Raw genomic sequence first — 17,939 nt, 5'->3', positions numbered from 1 at the left:
TAGAATGAAATTCTGGTTTATAACTGGCTCGCAGTTTCTGTATGGCGAAGAAACACTCAGACAGGTAGAGGAGGACTCAAAGAAGATAGTAGACGGACTCGACCTTCCGTTCCCTGTTGAATACAAGCTGACTGTAAAGAAAGAGTCGGAGATAGAGCGTGTGATAAAGGAAGCAAATTATGACGATGAGTGTGCAGGAATAATCACATTCTGTCATACATTTTCGCCCTCAAAGATGTGGATAAACGGATTTGCACTCTTACAGAAGCCGTGGCTGCATTTCCACACACAGTTCAACGAGACTATCCCCAACGAAGCTATAGACATGGACTATATGAACCTTCACCAGTCCGCTCACGGCGACAGAGAGCACGGATTTATCGGAGCAAGACTTCGTATGCCAAGAACAGTTGTTGCAGGACACTGGCAGGATAAGAAGGTGCAGGCGAAGATAGCAGAGTGGCAGCGTGCAGCTGTAGGCGTTATGTTCAGCCGAAGCCTTAAAATAGTACGTTTCGGCGATAATATGCGTGAAGTTGCCGTGACAGAGGGCGATAAGATAGAAGCACAGCTCAAGCTGGGCTGGCAGGTAAATACATTTGCGGTAGGGGATCTTGTTGAGTGCATGAACGCTGTAACAGATGCAGAGATAGATGCGCTTATGAAAGAATACGCAGAGATTTACGACTACGACAAGAAGGACGAAGAAGCAATAAGATATCAGGCTCGTGAGGAGATAGCAATAGAAAAGATGCTTGTACGCGAGGGCGCAAAGGCATTCTCCAACACCTTCGAGGACCTTCACGGTATGCGTCAGCTCCCGGGACTTGCAACACAGCATCTCATGCACAAGGGCTACGGCTTCGGTGCTGAGGGCGACTGGAAAACTGCCGGTATGACCGCAGTTGTAAAGGCAATGTATCCCGACGGAAATACATCATTTATGGAAGATTACACATACGATTATAAGCATGAACTGATACTGGGTTCACATATGCTTGAGGTATGCCCGTCCATTGCAGCAGACAAGCCGCGCATAGAGGTACACCCTCTCGGAATAGGCGGCAAGGAAGCACCTGCACGAATAGTATTCGAGGGCAGGTCAGGCTCGGCAAAGGCACTGTCACTTATCGACATCGGCGGCAGATTCAGGCTCATCTCCCAGGACGTTGAGTGTGAAAAGCCATTCCAGTCAATGCCGAATCTCCCCGTAGCAAGAACTATGTGGAAGCCTGCACCATCATTTCTTGAAGGACTTGAATGTTGGATCATCGCAGGAGGAGCACACCATACAGTACTCTCATACGATATAACAGACGAGACTGTACGTGATTTTGCACGCATCATGGGAATAGAGCTTGTTGTCATAAACAAGGATACCACAAAGGAAAAGCTTGAACGCGATATAATGATCGGAGATGTGATATATGGACGTTAAGGAGCTTAAAGAGCGTGTCCTTAAAGCCAATCTGCTTCTTCCAAAGTACGGACTTGTGACATTCACATGGGGCAATGTGAGCGAATACGACCGTGAGAGCGGACTTGTTGCCATAAAGCCCAGCGGTGTTGAATACGACACAATGACGGCAGATGATATAGTTATACTGACACTTGACGGTGAAAAGGTCGAAGGCGAGCTTTCGCCGTCAAGTGACACTCCTACACATCTGGAGATATACAGGAATTTTGAGGGCGTTTGCGGAGTAGTACACACTCACAGCCGCTATGCGACCTCATTTGCACAGGCTTGTGAGGGCATACCGCCTCTCGGAACTACTCACGGCGATTATTTTTACGGTGAGATACCCTGTACAAGAGATATGACAGACACAGAGGTCAACGGAGACTACGAGCTTGAAACAGGCAGAGTCATTGTTGAGTGCTGTCATGATTATGATAAGATACCCGCAGTCCTTGTGGCAAATCACGGACCCTTTGCATGGGGAAAGGATTGTATGGAGGCTGTCCACAATGCGGTAGTGCTTGAAGAGCTTTCCGCAATGGCGTGGATAACCCGTACACTTCGTCCCGATACAGGCGTGATGCCGCAGAGACTTCTTGATAAGCATTTCTTCCGCAAGCATGGTTCAAATGCGTATTACGGACAGAAGAGATGATATAAGCAAAGTTAGTCATTTCTCAGAATGAGATGAATCCCTCCAATAAAAAGCAGAAAAGTCTCTGTTCAGTACAGAGACTTTTTTGTTTTCTTGTATTTCTTATGATTATAATGTATAATTGATATGTAATTCTTTTCTGTAAGGGAGGCAGCCATGAAAAACATATCAAAGGAAATGAAAAACAACTTCTTTGGCCTGGGGCTTTTTCTGCTCATAGGCATAGTGTTTATTACACTGGGAGCTTATCTTTTTATATCAAGAGCATATACAAAATCCGAATGTGATACTGAGGTAAATGCCGTTGTAGTTGATATGGTAAGCCTTAAAACGCCGGGACTGCATAAGAGAATAACATACTCTCCGGTGCTTGAATATGAATACAATGGTAAAACGTATAAATACACAAGTAATACAGGCACAAAGCCTGCAAAATACAAGCGTGGACTAAGGATTAAAATACTGATAGACTCGCATTCGCCCGAAGTAGTATATTTGCCAACAGACGACTTTGACTATATTCTGTTTATACTAATGATACTTGGCGGAGCAGTATTTGCTGTAATAGGCATATGCGGCTTTGTATATATTTACAGAAGGAGAGAATGATACATTTATTATCCATATAGCATCATTTCAAAATTGTAATGTTCCGTAATATTAAAATGTTGATAAGTATTTGATGATATGTTATACTAAGATCACAGAAGCGGAAAGCTTACTGATAAATGAAAAAGGAGTTTTAGCAATGAGAAGCACTATTGATCAGATCACACAGGAGTTCATTGAAAACAGGGATATAGTAAAGAAAGCAATAAAGCATGAAAGCGATTATATTTATCCGGTTGCCGCAAATGTATTCTGCGCAGCGGGAGTAAAGGCAGACGCAGACAAACTGAAGGAGTGTAAGAAGATAATCAAGGATAATGCAGGCTTTGCCTCATATTTAAAAGGAAATGTCATTACACCTCTTGCAGCAAAGCTGTGTATAACCTCAGATCCCGGGGCAGCTTTTGCAAAGACCGCTGAGATATATAATATTTTAAAGGAGCATTTCAAAAGATCGGAATATCTTGCAATGCTTGCAGCTCTTCTTGCCGAGAGAACGACAGTTGAAGAGGCAGAAAAGATCGCTTTAAGGGGTAAGTCTTTATATGATATGATGAAGAAGGAGCATCCTATACTCACTTCGAGCGAAGACAATATCATGGCAGGCTTCATGGCTTTTTCAACAAAGAGTGATGAACAGCTCATCAGCGATGCAGAGAAGTGCTATGATCTTCTGAAAAAAGAGTTTTCCGATAAAAATGCCATACAGACAGTATCTCATATATTCGCTATGACAGACGGCGCACCTGAGCAAAAGACAGCAAGGATGACAAGTATGTTTGAGATGCTGAAGAAAGCAGGACACAAGTTCGGCAAGCATTTTGAACTGACCTCACTTGCAGCTGTTTCAATAATAGATGCTGATGAAAAAGAGATTGTTGACAATATCATAGGAATAGATGATCTGCTTGAAAAGCAGAAGGGCTATGGCATATTCAGTCTTGACAAGAAAACAAGGCTCATGCACGCAGCAATGCTTACAGCCGATCTTTATGAAGATAACACCAATACAGAAGCAGCCATATCAGCTTCTGCACTTGCTATGATCGCCGCAGAGGAAGCAGTGATATGCTGCGCTATCGTAGCAGCAACAGTTGCTGCCAACAGCACAAACTAATAAATACTGTCCATAAAGAAAGCAATATATTAATGACAGAGCCCCTTTGAAAAAAGGGGCTCTTTTTACTTCCTTTCGGGTCTGATATCCTGATATAACAGACCGCACTTTGTGCAGTACCACATGAGTCTGCCCGATCTGTACATAGGCAGATTGAACTGCAAATTCCATTCGGGGTACTGCTTGAACATCATTATACTGCTGTCTGAAACATAAGCCGCGAATGTGATGTAATGCTCTTTGGTCATTTCGTGATCTGAGGAAATGTACCATTCGCCGCCTATATCTTCCACGTTGAGTCTCTCATTCTCCTCAGCCTTTCTTGGTTCGGCAGGGAAGAGCTTGTTTCCGCAGCAGGTAACTGCCGCATCTGAAGTCGCGGTAATGATATTTCCGCAATTGCTGCACACATAGAATTTTATTTTTTTCATATTACCCTTCTCACTTTCGTTTTTATCAATTTCACCTGACAGCAGCACCTGTACATCTGTGCCAAAGACCTCAGCCAGTGTCGCCAGCAGGGAAATATCGGGACAGCCGTTGCCAAGCTCCCACTTTGAAACAGCCTTATCGCTTACATTTATACGCTCGGCGAGTTGTTTCTGGGTAAGTTTCATTTCTGTACGGAAATGCCTGATAAGCTCACCTGTTTTGATCTGATCCATAATATCACCTCTTTATAAATCATATTTGTTCACTTCATGCTTTCATTATACCTCATAGTCAGTGCATCGTCAATCCACGCTCCGTAGAGTACAAAGTTTTATATACAGTTGTTGACTTTCGCGTATTATCATGTTATAATAATATCAGACAATTTTATATGGGAATGATGTTCTCCCGTGGGAAACCAAAACCGCTTATTTAGCTGATGACTTCTGCATTTTTACGCAGTAGCTGTCGGCTTTTTTGATTTTATGGAGGAATTTTTATGTTATTATCACTTGCAATAATAATTCTTGCAGGACTATTCGCAGCAGCCATATCCGAGAAGATAGGCTTGCCGCGAATAATAGGAATGTTAGGTGTTGGTATAGCAGTAAGCCCCTATGTGCTCGACCTTCTCGACAGCTCCATACTCGGCATTTCATCGGAGCTGCGGCAGATAGCTCTCATAATAATACTGATAAAGGCAGGACTTTCACTTGATCTGTCCGACCTGAAAAAGGTAGGCAGACCTGCCGTGATGATGTCTTTTTTACCTGCCTGCTTTGAGATAGCGGGATATGTGTGCTTTGCACCGCTTTTACTGGAGGTCGACTGCATGGAAGCAGCAGTAATGGGAGCTGTACTGAGTGCCGTATCGCCTGCGGTAGTAGTACCGCGAATGGTAAAACTCATAGAGGATAAACAGGGCACAGCAAAAAGCATACCACAGATGATACTTGCAGGAGCTTCCTGCGATGACATTTTTGTTATCGTACTTTTTTCCACATTTACCGCAATGGCGCAGGGCGGCTCTGCAAAAGTGACAGACTTTCTTGATATACCCGTGTCCATAGTTTCAGGAGTCATACTCGGCGCAGCAGTGGGACTGGCTTTGTATCTGTTTTTCGAGAAATCATATCAGCACAGCCGTAAGATACGAAATACTGCAAAAGCTGTTATTATGCTGGGCACAGCATTTCTGCTGATGTCAGTTGAGAGCTTTGCGAAGCCATATATTGCCGTATCAGGACTTCTTGCAGTTGTGGCTATGGCTTGTGTTGTAAAGCTCAGAGCCGAAAAGCAGGTCTCGGCACGTATGTCGGAGAAATTCGGCAAGCTGTGGATAGGTGCGGAGGTAATGCTGTTTGTACTTGTTGGAGCTGCGGTAGATGTGCGCTATACTCTTGCCGCAGGAGCTTCCGCATTGCTTATGATATTCATTGCACTCATATTCAGAGCCATAGGAGTTTTTATATGTATGCTTGGCACGGAGCTGAATTTAAAGGAGAGACTTTTCTGCATCATAGCCTACCTTCCAAAAGCGACAGTGCAGGCAGCTATTGGCTCTGTACCCCTTTCACTTGGACTTCCCTGCGGAAAAAAAGTTTTATCGGTAGCAGTCCTTGCCATACTGATAACAGCACCTCTTGGAGCGATAGGGATAGACAGGACATATAAACGTCTGCTTTCACCTGAAAAATGATCGCAGGTACACAATTTGTTTATTGAATAAGTTGGAACGTTACATTTCCGATAAAAGCGGAGTTCCCGACATTGACAATGCATTTATAAGAAAATGAAAAAAGATCTCCCTGTGAAAACAGGGAGATCTTTTATAAAGGTATAGGATCAATCAGTTGCCTGGAATATACCTCTTACGAAGCAGTAGATGTGTGAATGGATAGAGTCATCACCGTGGTGACCGTTCTGAACAACGTGCCATACATGAGGAACGCCGTTCTTGTTGAAGTTGTTATGATAGCCCTCAGGAGTATTAAGACCAACAACGTCGTCCTGAGTACCGCCTGTTATCATAACGAGATAAGGAGTTTCGCTTTCGCTGTTCCACTTCCATGCACCTGAAGCACCGGGAGCAGGACAAATAGCACCAACATAGCCGAACTTGTCGCCGTGCTTCATACCGATCTGGAGAGACTCACGACCGCCCATTGAGAAGCCTGTAACGGCAGTATTCTCTCTGCCTGTAGCAACGCTGTACTTGCTCTCGATGTGAGGCATAAGGCTGTCAACGATATCGTCAACGAAGTTGTCGTAGCCCTGATTTGAGCCCTGATCTGCAAAGCCTGTAGCATCGTTCATAGTTGCGCTTGTGAATACGAAAGGAACAACAACGATCATGTCCTTAGCCTCGCCCTCAGCGATAGCGTTTCCGATTATCTGCTGTGTATACATCTGACCGTTGCCCTGAGTTATCATACGGTTCTCGTTCTCGAAGAAGCCGTGGAGCAGATAGAGTACAGGGTATTTCTTGCTTGGGTCATAGTTTGCGGGGAGCAGGATATTGTAAGGCTTGTTCTTGTTAGCCTTCTTTGAGAAGTATGTCTCTCTCTTGAGAGTACCGTACTGAACGCCCTGCTTCTTGTTATGAGAGCTGCTTGGCTCGTTGTTTACGAGTTTGTTCTGGACAAGCTTTGTGAGCTCTTCCATGCTGTATTTGCGCTGACCTGTTGAGGTCGAAGGTGTTTCGGTAGGAGTTGTTGAAGGTGTTTCTGTAGGAGTAACAGTAGGAGTCTGAGTTGTCGGTGTTGAAGATGAACCGCTTACATCGCCCTCAGTTGCCTGGAATACGCCTCTTACGAAGCAATAGAGATGTGAATGGATAGAGTCGTCGCCGTGGTGACCGTTCTGAACAACGTGCCATACGTGAGGAACGCCGTTCTTGTTGAAGTTATTGTGATATCCTTCAGGAGTATTAAGACCAACAACGTCGTCCTGAGTACCGCCTGTTATCATAAGGAGATATGGCTGCTCGTCAGGATTGCTCCACTTGAATGCGCCCGAACCGCCAGGAGCAGGACAAATAGCACCAACATAGCCGAACTTGTCGCCGTGCTTCATACCGATCATGAGTGATTCCATACCGCCCATTGAGAAGCCTGTAACGGCAGTATTCTCTCTGCCTGTAGCAACGCTGTACTTCTCCTCGATATGAGGCATAAGGCTGTCAACGATATCGTCAACGAAGTTGTTGTAGCCTTCAACAGAGCCTGCGTCGCCGAAGCCTGTAGCGTCTCTCATAGTAGCGCTTGTGAATATGAACGGGCAAACAACGATCATGTCCTTAGCTGCGCCCTCAGCGATAGCGTTTCCGACTATCTGACGTGTATACATAGTGCCGTTGCCCTTTGTTATCATACGGTCCTCGTTCTCGAAGAATCCGTGGAGCACATAGAGTACAGGATACTTCTTGTTAGGATCATAGTTTGCAGGGAGCAGGATATTATAAGGCTTGTTCTTGTTAGCCTTCTTTGAGAAATAGTTTTCCTTCTTGATCGTTCCGTACTGAACGCCTGACTTCTCCTGATGTGAACTTGAAGGCTCATTGTTTACCAGCTCGCTCTGCACCTTCTCGGTGAGCTCCTCGCAGGTGTACTTCTGCTGACCGGGAACAACAACAGGCTCATTTACAGGGAATTCCTTTATTTTACCTGCAACGAACTGCATAATGAGAACAGCATCGTTTACTTCAAAAACGCCGTTGCTGTCAGCGTCTGCTGCTCTAAGAGTTTTCTTGTCTGTAATACCGTTTATGATACCTCTGCGGGCTGCAATGATATCCAGCGAGTCGATAGTACCGTCATAGTTGATATCGCCCTTGCTCATCTGAACTGCGGCAGCAGGTTCGCTTATCACAGTGCCGCTCTTTGCACCGACTACCTCATCAAGATAGAAGTCGCAATTGCTTTCGTCGGTCTCAACATAAAGCTGTATATCCTTTGCGCCGTCGGGGATAGTGAATTTGCTGCTTTCAAGGTGAGCCCACTGCCCCTTTTCAGCGGTTACTTCTGCAATTTTAGGATAGCTGGTGCTGCTTCCGTCGCTGTACTGCAAAGTAAGGTAGAATGTAACGGGAGAGGAAGTATCCTCAGTCATTACATATGCACTGAAAGCGTAATCCTGTCCTGCGGAGAAGCCCGAACCAAGTCCTACGGTAGCACCGTTCCAAGAGTTTGTTCTTCCGCTGGTATAAAGAGAAGCCTCACCTGAGCGTGATTTGCCTGATACTGTCTTTACAGATGCAGCACCTCTTCCGTTCCACTGTTCGCTTCCTTCCTCGAATGTGCTGTGCAGTATATACTCATCTTCTGCTGCACAAGCAGGTACAGCCGGTGTACATGAGAGGGCAAGTACAACAGCCGACATGGTAGAAAAAATTTTCTTTTTCATTTCCAATCCTCCTATAAAATATAATTTAGACATTGTCTGCATATTTTTTCTGACAATGGTATCAGCCATAGAGGGAGTACGGTAAGAAATATACAGTTATGCCAAAAAAATAATATATATATTAATTATTATCATGTTTTTTGTCTACTGTCAACTCAAAAAATGATGATTTTTGTAGAAAAAGAACGGTTCTTTACAATTAGTTATATTTTTGCGGACATTTGATATTATTAAATAACTGTTAAATCAGCAAAATATATAAACAATGCTTCTGCCATTTGTACAAAAGTAATGAAAAAGCAAAAAACACCCCCGAAACGGTACAAAATTACCGCATCGGGGGTATGATTTTACCAATTATCTTTTTTGTCTTCCGGGTTTTGACATCTTCTGTTTATACATTCTTGCGTCACTAATTTTTATAAGATCCTCAATACGTGTATTACTATCCGCTTCTATAAGATATGCACCGTAGCTCAGCTCGATCTTATAGGGCTTGCCCTGAGTTGCATTGTACTCGTTACACAGACGCAGGAGATCATAATTGAATTTATCCAGCTTTTCCTGTGAATAATCGGAAGCATAGATGTAGAATTCATCGCCGCCCACACGTCCTGCTATCTCATTTGAAGTACAGCACTGAGTGATTATATCTGCCGCCGCCTTTATGGCAATATCGCCCTCGTTATGACCGTAAACGTCATTGATACGTTTTAGACCGTCAATATCGAGCACCATAGTGCAGATCGTGCTTTTACCGCTTAGGCTGTTTACCGCAGACTCAGAGGCGTCATTGAAGCCTCTGCGGTTGAACATACCCGTAAGTGCATCGTGTATGCTGATCTGTTTCTGCTTTTCGTAGAGACCCTTCTGGTTTTCGTAAAGCTTTTTGATATTGTCGTTTTTCCAAAGACGTTCAATAGTAACGGAAAGATTGAGCAGGAAGATGTTATAGAAGTCGCTGAAGATGTCATCGTCTTCCATTTCGATAAGAGTATAGCCGAACATTCGCTCAGGGCAGTGTATACTCATAATATAATAGAAATGGGGAGTATCAAGGTTGATATGTGCTATCAGGTCCGCACTTTTCATAGGCTCTTCCGACTTCAGTTGTGCATATTCATTTTTCTTGTCTATCCATATCAGCGGAACGAACTTATCCGAGGGAACAGAGTATTCGCTGGTACAGGATAATCTGCCCTTGGTATCGGTCTGAGCAAAGAGGAAGAATGCGTTATAATCACCAAAGTTTGTAGCACAGCCCTTGAAGGTAGATTCCAGCTCATCAAGCTTTTCAACCTTATTCAGCTTTATCATCGCAGCCTGAGCATCATTTACACAGTAATCGAATAATCTTATGATATTATTGATTTCGTCGATATTATGTATCTCGTCCTTATAGATTATTTTTTTGCAGCCGCATGACTGGGATACGATAATTCTCGGAGAGACCACATTATCCTCGTCAATAGGCTCGTTATGTATGAGCTTATTGAGTATGGACATAGTTTTCTCGGCGATATCTTCTCTTTCGCGTGTAGCAGTAGTGATATGGGGAACGACCTGTTTTCCCTCAATAGAGCCGTCATAGCCCGATACTGCTATATCCTCGGGGACTCTTATCCCTCTCAGCTTAAAGGCGGAGATAAGGGATATAGCCATATAGTCATTTGAGCATACTATAGACTGCGGACGCTCCGGCTGTGAAAGGAAGAAATCAGCGGCTTCACCGCCCTTATGGAACCAGAAATCGCCCTCAAATACACCTGATCCGTCCTCGGGGAGACCTCTTGATCTCATTACAGACCTGAACACCTTCAGTCTCAGCTGTGCATCGGGGTGTGTCATATAGCCCGCCATAAAGCCTATTCTTGTATGTTTGTGAACATCTATGAAATGCTCTATGAGCCTGCGCATACCTGATGCGTCCTCGAATTCTATATTATAAAACCCATCAACATGAGTGCTGATAGATACTACAGGGCATTTTGCGGTGCGAAGCTTTTCTATTACCTTTTCTGCCGCACCCTTCACGTTGTAGCCTTCACCGTCATAAATTATGCCATCGAACTGTTCCAGGTCTATATAATCAATAAAGTCATATTCGCCTTCTGCGAAATCAGTTGTTTTTTCACCTATTTTTCCGAGAGAATTGAAGTAAACAATATTGGCATTGATCTTTCTTGCGGCTTTATTGAAGCATCTGCAAAGACCGCTTCTGTATCTGCTTGTAAGAGCGCACCCGAAAAATGCTATAGTTATAAGTGGATTGATCATTGAGAGTTTCACCTCCGTCAAGAGAATTTGCATAAAGCTCCGTGCCTCCGAAATTATGGCAGGAGAGATGAGGTTTAAAATATCATGTATAATTGAAAACGATATTATGCTTTATTTCCTTATCGTTTACAAGAATTTTTAACCTTCCGTTGACGATATGAATGTTTTCGTCGTCGGCATATGTATCCTTTTCCTCAGCAGAGCGTACAACGGCGTTTATATCGGAATTGAAAAGCTTTATTGATGTATTGTCGTTAAAGCCGCCGAAAATAAGAGCATTTTTGCCTGTGCTTTCAAGCTTCAGCGAGGAATCTGAGAGGTCTATCTCGGATATGCCGTTCAGAGCTCCGAAAATCGTTGAATTATCGGACATTATGTTTATCATGCTTCCGAAGCTGCCTGCGGTTACAGCTGCCTTGTTACCGTTTATAGAGCCTATGATGCACATATATGTGCTTTTGCCGTAATGATGGATAGTGACCTTGCTAATTGAAACAAAGGCATTATTTTCAAGCGAGCCTATCAGCAGACCTGTTTCGCCTGTGAATTCAGCTTCGATAAGACACATTTTTATGTTAAGTCTTGCCTCGCCTGTTACAGCGCCTATGCCCACGCAGGACTCGGTACAGGATATCAGGTTGTATTCACCGCGGTTTATGGATATTTTACCGCCAAGTCCCGAGCCTATGCATACGCCCTTTTGTCCGCGGCAGTTAATATTTATGGCACCGTCCTGATCGAATATGAGTTCGCCGTGACGGGCGTCGAGCTTATTTCCAATGCCGTAGTATTCGGCAGCGTTAAGGTCGATAGTAAGAGTGCCGTCGCCCTCCATTATTAGCCTTGACGATTCGTGGACCTGTATGCCTGTATTCATCAGGCGATTTGTTCCGCGGAGCACGATAGCAACATTTGAATCTGCGCCGATCTCTATGCACGGACGCTTTTTGATATTGGTAAAGAATACGTCCTCAAGGGTTATGCGTCCGCTGTAGCCGGCTTCAACCCGCAGGTGGATATTGGTTTTCATTTCAGGGGTTCCGATTATGGAAACGTCCTTGTATACCATTTCGTCCTTGCCCACAACTATATCCGTATATCCGTTCTTGACGAGCTTGGTAAGTGATATTCGATTGGTCTTGCCTGCTGAATATATCTTCTTGTTATTGCCGTCGATGCGTTCCTGATGAAACTGCCTGATCTCATTCATAAGCTTCTCATCTATATGAGGAATGATCTCGGCTGAAGGTCTTGCGGTATAGTAGCCCTGAATCAGGTCTGCGCCAAGATGTATAACAGTTCTCAGTTCTTCGGAAGTCTCAACGCCTTCGGCAAGAGCCAAGATATTGTTGTCGTGGCAGAAATCAATGATCTCGCTGACAAAATGCTGTTTCTTGGGCTGATTTTGTATCTCACTTATCAGAGAACGGTCTATTTTTACATAATCAGGCATATACCTTAGCAGATTTGTCACATTGGAATAGCCCGTACCGTAATCGTCAACTGCAAAGCCGATGTTATATTCATTGTAGAAATCCTGAAGCCTTGTCAGGTCATTATCGCTGAGTTCGGCTTCCTCCGTAAGTTCGATGACTATTTCCGCTGAATTGCGGTCGAGATAGTCCTTTATCAAAGGAAGATCGTCCTTGTTTATCCTTATTCCTGGGATACTGTTTATAAACACCTTTACATTTTTTAACAGATCGCGTTTTTCATTTATTATGCGAAGCACATTTATGAAGGTAGCCCTTTCAACATCTTCAAGCCTTTCCTGCATAGTTGCGAACTTGATTATGGAAAGCGGACTTACATATGGATTTGTCTTTGAACGCATGAGAGCTTCATAGCCGTATATCCTGCCATCAATGGTGTTGACGATGGGCTGGAAGTAATAATCCAGCAGGTTTTCGTTGAGTATATCCGAAACGAGGTCATATTCCTTTTTTTCCTTTTCGTCAAGACTTCCGTAAGCGTAGGAATATACAGCAAATTTATTGTTCCGCATACGTTCGAGCTGTTCCTGCATATGCTTCAGGGCGACATTGCGTTTGAGTATCTCAAAGCCCCTGCAAACTGCGGTTATCCAGCGTCTGTATATATCATTATATGAATTGCACGGCTCCGTGCATCTTACTGCCGCATATCCGAAGCACTCGTTCTCGAAATAAACAGGAGTGAAGAAGTAAGCGGCAGGGGACGGGCGTTCGTTGTAAAGGTCGGGGAGCATTTCCTTTGCCGAAAAAGTTTCCTCCAGACCTGCCATATTATTTTTATGGCTGCTGTAATATCTTATTGCATGGATCATATCCCTGTATCCATTGTGAGGTACACGTACACCCAGCCCTATATTTCTCCATTTGCTTTCAATGCAAAGGTGAAATTCGCTTATGCCCTTTAGCTGGTAGGCGTAGGAATAAACTGTACTTATGTATTCGATGAGAGAAGACTGAGTGATAAGGTTCTCGTCCATATTATTGAAAATAGAGTCAAAGCCTTCCTCCGAGATATCTGTACCCCATTCACTGCGTCTTATCTGATACTGAGGCATAGTTTCATTGTGACAGCCGCAGCTTTCACCGATGAGCATTTGAGGCTTTAGCTTGAACGAATCGGGAGTTTTATCCTGCATTTTTTTCATGAGGAAATCAAAGGCATACTCGCCGAATTCATATGCAGGTATAACGGAAGAAGTGAGAGAGCAGGGACTTGTTCTGCCCTCATATGTTGAATCATAGCCCACAACAGCGATATCCTCGGGGACGCGTATGCCGTGAGCGGAGAATACCTTGCATAGTCCTATAGCCATCTGGTCATTTGCGCAGGCTACAGCATCGGGCAGAGGAGCATTTTCTGCCAGCAGCTTTTCGGCGTATATCTCGCCGCTCTGATACCAGAAATCACCGTAAAAAATACGGTCCTCGGATACCTCGAGCCCTGCACTTTTCATAGCGTCACGATAGGCTTTAAGGCGCTCTTTAGAATGTTTATGCCATTTTTTGCCTGAAACGAAAGATATGTCCCTGCAACCGTGTGTGGTGATAAGATGATCTATCAGCTCGGATACAGCGGAATAGCCGTCAGTGCATATACTCGGAAATAGGTCGCTTTCCTTTTCTATAACAACGATAGGTCTGTCAAAAGTTTCTTTTAATCTGTTTTCAAGCGTTTCGGCTGCGCCTTCGGACTGTATACTGTCTTTCAGAATAATAACGCCGTCAAATTTCGAGGGGTTCATAAGGGAGAAGATATTTGATTCTCCAAGCTCTCTTTCCTGAGTATCCTGGTATTTGAGGTACATCGAAAAGATGCACACGTCGTAATCCGCAGCGAGAGCTTTCTTCAGGAAGCCACTGATGAAACGGCTTTGATATTCTTCGTCAGCCTGTCCGACAAACAATGCGAGTTTTTTTCTTGTATTGTTCATAAGTGCGTTCCTTTCCGATAAATAAGCCTATATAGCAGTGCAGATTTAAAGATTGACTTTATCATATTATTTATCATTTTTCTTTTGTAATTATTATATCATATATTATATGATAAGTCAATTATTATTGACTGTTTATACAAGAAAATTCAATAAAAAACTATAAATTAGACATTTATTGATTTATTTTATATTTTGTGATATAATTAATTGAAACCATCTGTTCATCGGAGGCAAAGATGATGTTGGAAACTGCAAATAAGATACTTGGGAACAGCACGTTCCGCCGCAGGCTCGAGGAGCTTGAAATACTTGAAAAAGAGCGTATTTTCTGCGGACACGGGCTTGAGCATCTGCTTGCTGTGGCAAGAATGACCATGCTGATATGCAATGAGAGAAATATAGCTGCCGAAGCCGATATCGTGTATTCTGCGGCACTTCTCCACGATATAGGCAGGGTAGAGGAATATACACAGGGTGTTCCGCATGAGACTGCGGGAGCTGAAATGGCAAGGCAGATACTGGCTGAAATAGGCTGTTGCAGAGAAAAGACCGAGAAAATAACAGGCCTGATACTTTCTCACAGAAAAGGCGGAGACAAAGCGGATAAGCTGAAAGCTGCCTTTTACGAGGCTGACAAGAAATCGAGGATGTGCAGCTTTTGCAAGGCACAGGACGAATGTAACTGGTCAAAAGAAAAAAGGAATTATAATATAGAGGTATAAAAATGAAGATAGGCAATAAAGAATTTGACGTAAACAGAAATTGTTATATAATGGGTATTCTCAATGTTACTCCCGATTCTTTCTCAGACGGCGGACGCTATAACGATATAGATTCTGCTCTCAGACAGACCGAGAAAATGCTCTCGGAGGGCATGGATATACTTGATATCGGCGGAGAGTCTACCCGTCCGGGCTATACAAAGATATCCGACGAGGAAGAAATACAGCGTACAGCTCCCGTTATCGAGGCTGTAAAGAGTCGTTTTGATGTACCGATCTCACTTGATACCTACAAATTCAGGGTCGCAGAGGCAGGCATAAAAGCAGGTGCGGACCTTGTCAACGATATATGGGGACTTAAATACGACAGCGGCGAAATGGCAGCACTCATAGCCAAAACCGGCGCAGCCTGCTGTCTTATGCACAACAGGGACAATATGGATTATACCTCATATTTTGATGATGTCATTGCCGATATGGAGGAAACTGTTGAAATTGCGGAAAAAGCAGGCATCAGCCGTGACAGGATCATTCTCGACCCGGGAGTAGGCTTTGCAAAGAGCTACGAAAACAATCTCGAGGTCATGGACCGCATGGACGAATTCTGCAAAAGACTAGGCTATCCCGTACTTTTAGGAGCTTCAAGAAAATCTGTTATCGGACTTACTCTTGACCTGCCTTCAGATGAACGCCTTGAAGGAACTATTGCTCTTTCGGTAATAGGAGCCATGAAGGGGGCAGCGTTCCTGAGAGTACACGATATAAAGGAAAATGTCCGTGCCGTAAAAATGACTATGGCGGTAATGAAAGGATACAGGAATGGACAGGATATGCATTGACGAACTGAAAATATTTGCTCATCACGGTGTATTTGAGCATGAAAACATAAACGGTCAGAATTTCTACGTAAACGCTGTGCTTTACGTTGATACGGAAAAGGCTGGACTTACCGACGAGCTTGAAAATTCCGTGGATTACGGCATGGTCTGTAAGGTCATAAACGAAGCCATGACGCAGCACACCTACAAGCTTATTGAAGCCGCAGCACAGGCAGTAGCCATAGCCGTACTGAAAAGCTCTCCCCTTATAGTCCGCACGGATATCGAGATAAGAAAGCCCGAAGCGCCTATAGATATGGAATTCGGCTCTGTATCGGTAAAAATAAGCCGCAGCCGCCATACTGCGCTTATTGCACTGGGCTCGAATATGGGCGACAGCAGGAGCATTATTGCTGAAGCCGTGAAAAAGCTGGAAGAAAGTGAGTATATCAGCAGCGTAAAGCAGTCCTCGCTCATAGTTACAAAGCCCTATGGCTACACGGAGCAGGACGATTTTCTTAACGGAGCTGTTCTCTGCGAGACTTTTCTCTCGCCGCGAGGACTCCTCGACCTCATGCACCGTATCGAAAACGAAGCAGGACGCACACGCGAGATCCACTGGGGTCCGAGAACCCTTGACCTTGATCTGATCTTCTACGACAGGAGCGTCATATCAGATGCCGACCTCACAGTTCCTCACCCTGATATGCAGAACAGGGATTTCGTGCTCAGACCCGCAGCAGAGCTTATGCCCGATTACGTTCACCCCGTACTCGGAGTGAAGGTCTCGGAACTTCTTGAAAGGCTTGGTGACAGATGATAAATATAATAGCAGCAGTAGCAGCAAACGGCGTAATAGGCTGCAAGGGAAAGATGCCGTGGGATATCCCCGAGGACAGAGCCTATTTCCGAAAGCTGACAAAGGGAAATATATGTATAATGGGCAGACATACCTATGAAAGCGTCGGCAGACCTCTGCCTGACAGGATAAATATTATAGTATCCTCGTCGCAGAGCCTTTTTTCACGCAATCTTCGGACGGTGCGCAGCTTTGATGAAGCTGTGAAGCTGGCGCAGAAATGTTCGGAAATGTCGGGCGGAGAACAGGAGATCTTCATCTGCGGCGGCAGAAGGATATACGCCGAGGCGCTTGATATGGCGGATAGACTTTACCTTACTGAGCTGGATCGCCCCTTTGAGGGAACTGTCATGTTCCCTGATTTTGACAAGAGCCGTTTTGAGCTTGTTGAGCAGGAGCGCAGAGATGATCTCGGACTCAGCTTTTCTGTGTACGAAAAGAAGAAATAAGTGCCGAAAGCAGTGAACAGCCTGCTTATTTCAGTGATTTATTAAGGCGTGATTAAATATTAATTGAACGTTATTGCAGCCGTTCCCGAAGTTTTTTCAGGGAGGGGCTGCATTTTTTATTTTGTGAAGTTCTGTTTTCATTTTTGTAAAAACACACTTTTTTGCTGATGATAAGATATGGAAATTACTACTTTAAACAATACAACAATTAGTTATAATTTCAAGCAATTATTTACACCTGTAGTATAATATCCACTAAATATGTGTTTTGTCCACCTTATGTATAAAGCTGATTGGTAGTGCCAATATTTCTATTTAATTAAAATGACAAAAAATGGTAACTTAAATTAATTACAGCAAGTATTGACTTGTATCTAATTGCCAAATAGTTTATTCTGTAAGTGAAATATATAGAGCATTTGCTCATCAGGGGTTTATTTAATCATTAATTTGTAGAAAAATAAATGATTACAAAGGAGTGATTGGTGTGAAAAAGAACACACTCAAAAAGATCGTCAGCGGAACCGTATCTGCAATGATGATCGCAGCAAGCTTACCTCTCTCGACATCAGCAGGCGGTTTTGACATGGGCAATTTTGACTTCAGCCAGATGGGCGGTTTCGGCGGCGGTGACGGCGGCGGAATGAACTTTGGCGGCTTCGGCGGCGACAACGGCGGCGGAATGAACTTTGGCGGCTTCGGCGGCGA

At 44.0% G+C, this 17,939-nt stretch carries 14 protein-coding genes and 1 riboswitch; of the genes, 10 read left to right on the top strand and 4 right to left on the bottom strand.

The genetic code is table 11. The features are described 5' to 3' along the window. The first annotated feature begins 4 nt into the window (after positions 1–4). From araA to BUB28_RS12985, 4 genes are all read left to right on the top strand, one after another. Complete coding sequence (gene araA, locus BUB28_RS13000) at positions 5–1,438, top strand: L-arabinose isomerase (RefSeq protein ID WP_072951975.1); 1,434 nt, start codon at positions 5–7, stop codon at positions 1,436–1,438. After that, positions 1,428–2,117, top strand: coding sequence for an L-ribulose-5-phosphate 4-epimerase (locus BUB28_RS12995; protein WP_072951974.1), 690 nt, complete (start codon positions 1,428–1,430; stop codon positions 2,115–2,117). Before araA ends, BUB28_RS12995 begins: the two co-directional genes overlap by 11 nt. Positions 2,118–2,273: 156 nt before the next feature. Next, positions 2,274–2,726, top strand: a complete 453-nt coding sequence (locus tag BUB28_RS12990; protein ID WP_072951973.1) for a DUF3592 domain-containing protein — start codon at positions 2,274–2,276, stop codon at positions 2,724–2,726. A 139-nt stretch (positions 2,727–2,865) separates the two neighbouring features. Further along, positions 2,866–3,843, top strand: coding sequence for a DUF4003 family protein (locus BUB28_RS12985; RefSeq protein ID WP_072951972.1), 978 nt, complete (start codon positions 2,866–2,868; stop codon positions 3,841–3,843). Between the two features lie 65 nt (positions 3,844–3,908). Here BUB28_RS12985 and BUB28_RS12980 read toward each other — a convergent pair whose 3' ends face one another. Beyond that, complete coding sequence (locus BUB28_RS12980) at positions 3,909–4,508, bottom strand: helix-turn-helix domain-containing protein (protein ID WP_072951971.1); 600 nt, start codon at positions 4,506–4,508, stop codon at positions 3,909–3,911. 151 nt (positions 4,509–4,659) lie between these two features. Continuing rightward, positions 4,660–4,731: riboswitch (Fluoride riboswitch) on the top strand. Positions 4,732–4,774: 43 nt separating this feature from the next. Here BUB28_RS12980 and BUB28_RS12975 point away from each other — a divergent pair. Then, the gene (locus tag BUB28_RS12975; protein ID WP_072951970.1) at positions 4,775–5,974 is read left to right on the top strand and encodes a cation:proton antiporter; all 1,200 of its coding nucleotides are present in this window, start codon (positions 4,775–4,777) and stop codon (positions 5,972–5,974) included. A gap of 146 nt (positions 5,975–6,120) precedes the next feature. Here BUB28_RS12975 and BUB28_RS12970 read toward each other — a convergent pair whose 3' ends face one another. The 3 genes from BUB28_RS12970 to BUB28_RS12960 all read right to left on the bottom strand — a co-directional run bounded on the left by BUB28_RS12970 (position 6,121) and on the right by BUB28_RS12960 (position 14,380). Further along, positions 6,121–8,679 carry an alpha/beta hydrolase-fold protein gene (locus BUB28_RS12970; protein ID WP_072951969.1) on the bottom strand — a complete coding sequence of 853 codons (2,559 nt, stop codon included), beginning with the start codon at positions 8,677–8,679 and terminating at the stop codon, positions 6,121–6,123. A gap of 357 nt (positions 8,680–9,036) precedes the next feature. After that, entirely contained in the window at positions 9,037–10,956 is a 1,920-nt protein-coding gene (locus BUB28_RS12965; RefSeq protein WP_072951968.1) for a diguanylate cyclase domain-containing protein, read from the bottom strand. 82 nt (positions 10,957–11,038) lie between these two features. Further along, a complete protein-coding gene (locus tag BUB28_RS12960; protein WP_072951967.1) occupies positions 11,039–14,380 on the bottom strand; it encodes an EAL domain-containing protein in 3,342 nt (1,113 codons plus the stop codon). Between the two features lie 239 nt (positions 14,381–14,619). Between BUB28_RS12960 and BUB28_RS12955 the strand changes: the two genes are divergently transcribed. The 5 genes from BUB28_RS12955 to BUB28_RS12935 form a co-directional block, all read left to right on the top strand. Further along, positions 14,620–15,105, top strand: coding sequence for an HD domain-containing protein (locus BUB28_RS12955; RefSeq protein WP_081373517.1), 486 nt, complete (start codon positions 14,620–14,622; stop codon positions 15,103–15,105). A 2-nt stretch (positions 15,106–15,107) separates the two neighbouring features. Continuing rightward, on the top strand, positions 15,108–15,944 hold the full coding sequence (folP, locus tag BUB28_RS12950; RefSeq protein ID WP_072951966.1) for a dihydropteroate synthase: 837 nt from the start codon (positions 15,108–15,110) through the stop codon (positions 15,942–15,944). Next, positions 15,925–16,743, top strand: a complete 819-nt coding sequence (folK, locus tag BUB28_RS12945; protein WP_072951965.1) for a 2-amino-4-hydroxy-6-hydroxymethyldihydropteridine diphosphokinase — start codon at positions 15,925–15,927, stop codon at positions 16,741–16,743. The genes folP and folK overlap by 20 nt, the downstream gene beginning before the upstream one ends. Beyond that, positions 16,740–17,231, top strand: a complete 492-nt coding sequence (locus tag BUB28_RS12940) for a dihydrofolate reductase (protein WP_072951964.1) — start codon at positions 16,740–16,742, stop codon at positions 17,229–17,231. The genes folK and BUB28_RS12940 overlap by 4 nt, the downstream gene beginning before the upstream one ends. A gap of 487 nt (positions 17,232–17,718) precedes the next feature. Beyond that, positions 17,719–17,939: hypothetical protein (locus BUB28_RS12935; RefSeq protein WP_175547856.1), on the top strand; the 221-nt coding region annotated here is incomplete at its 3' end.

This window comes from Ruminococcus flavefaciens, assembly GCF_900143025.1.
GTDB classification, from domain to species: Bacteria; Bacillota; Clostridia; order Oscillospirales; family Ruminococcaceae; genus Ruminococcus; species Ruminococcus flavefaciens_I.
The sequence above is the reverse complement of the archived record's forward strand: the minus strand, read 5'-3'. Positions and strand labels throughout refer to the sequence as shown.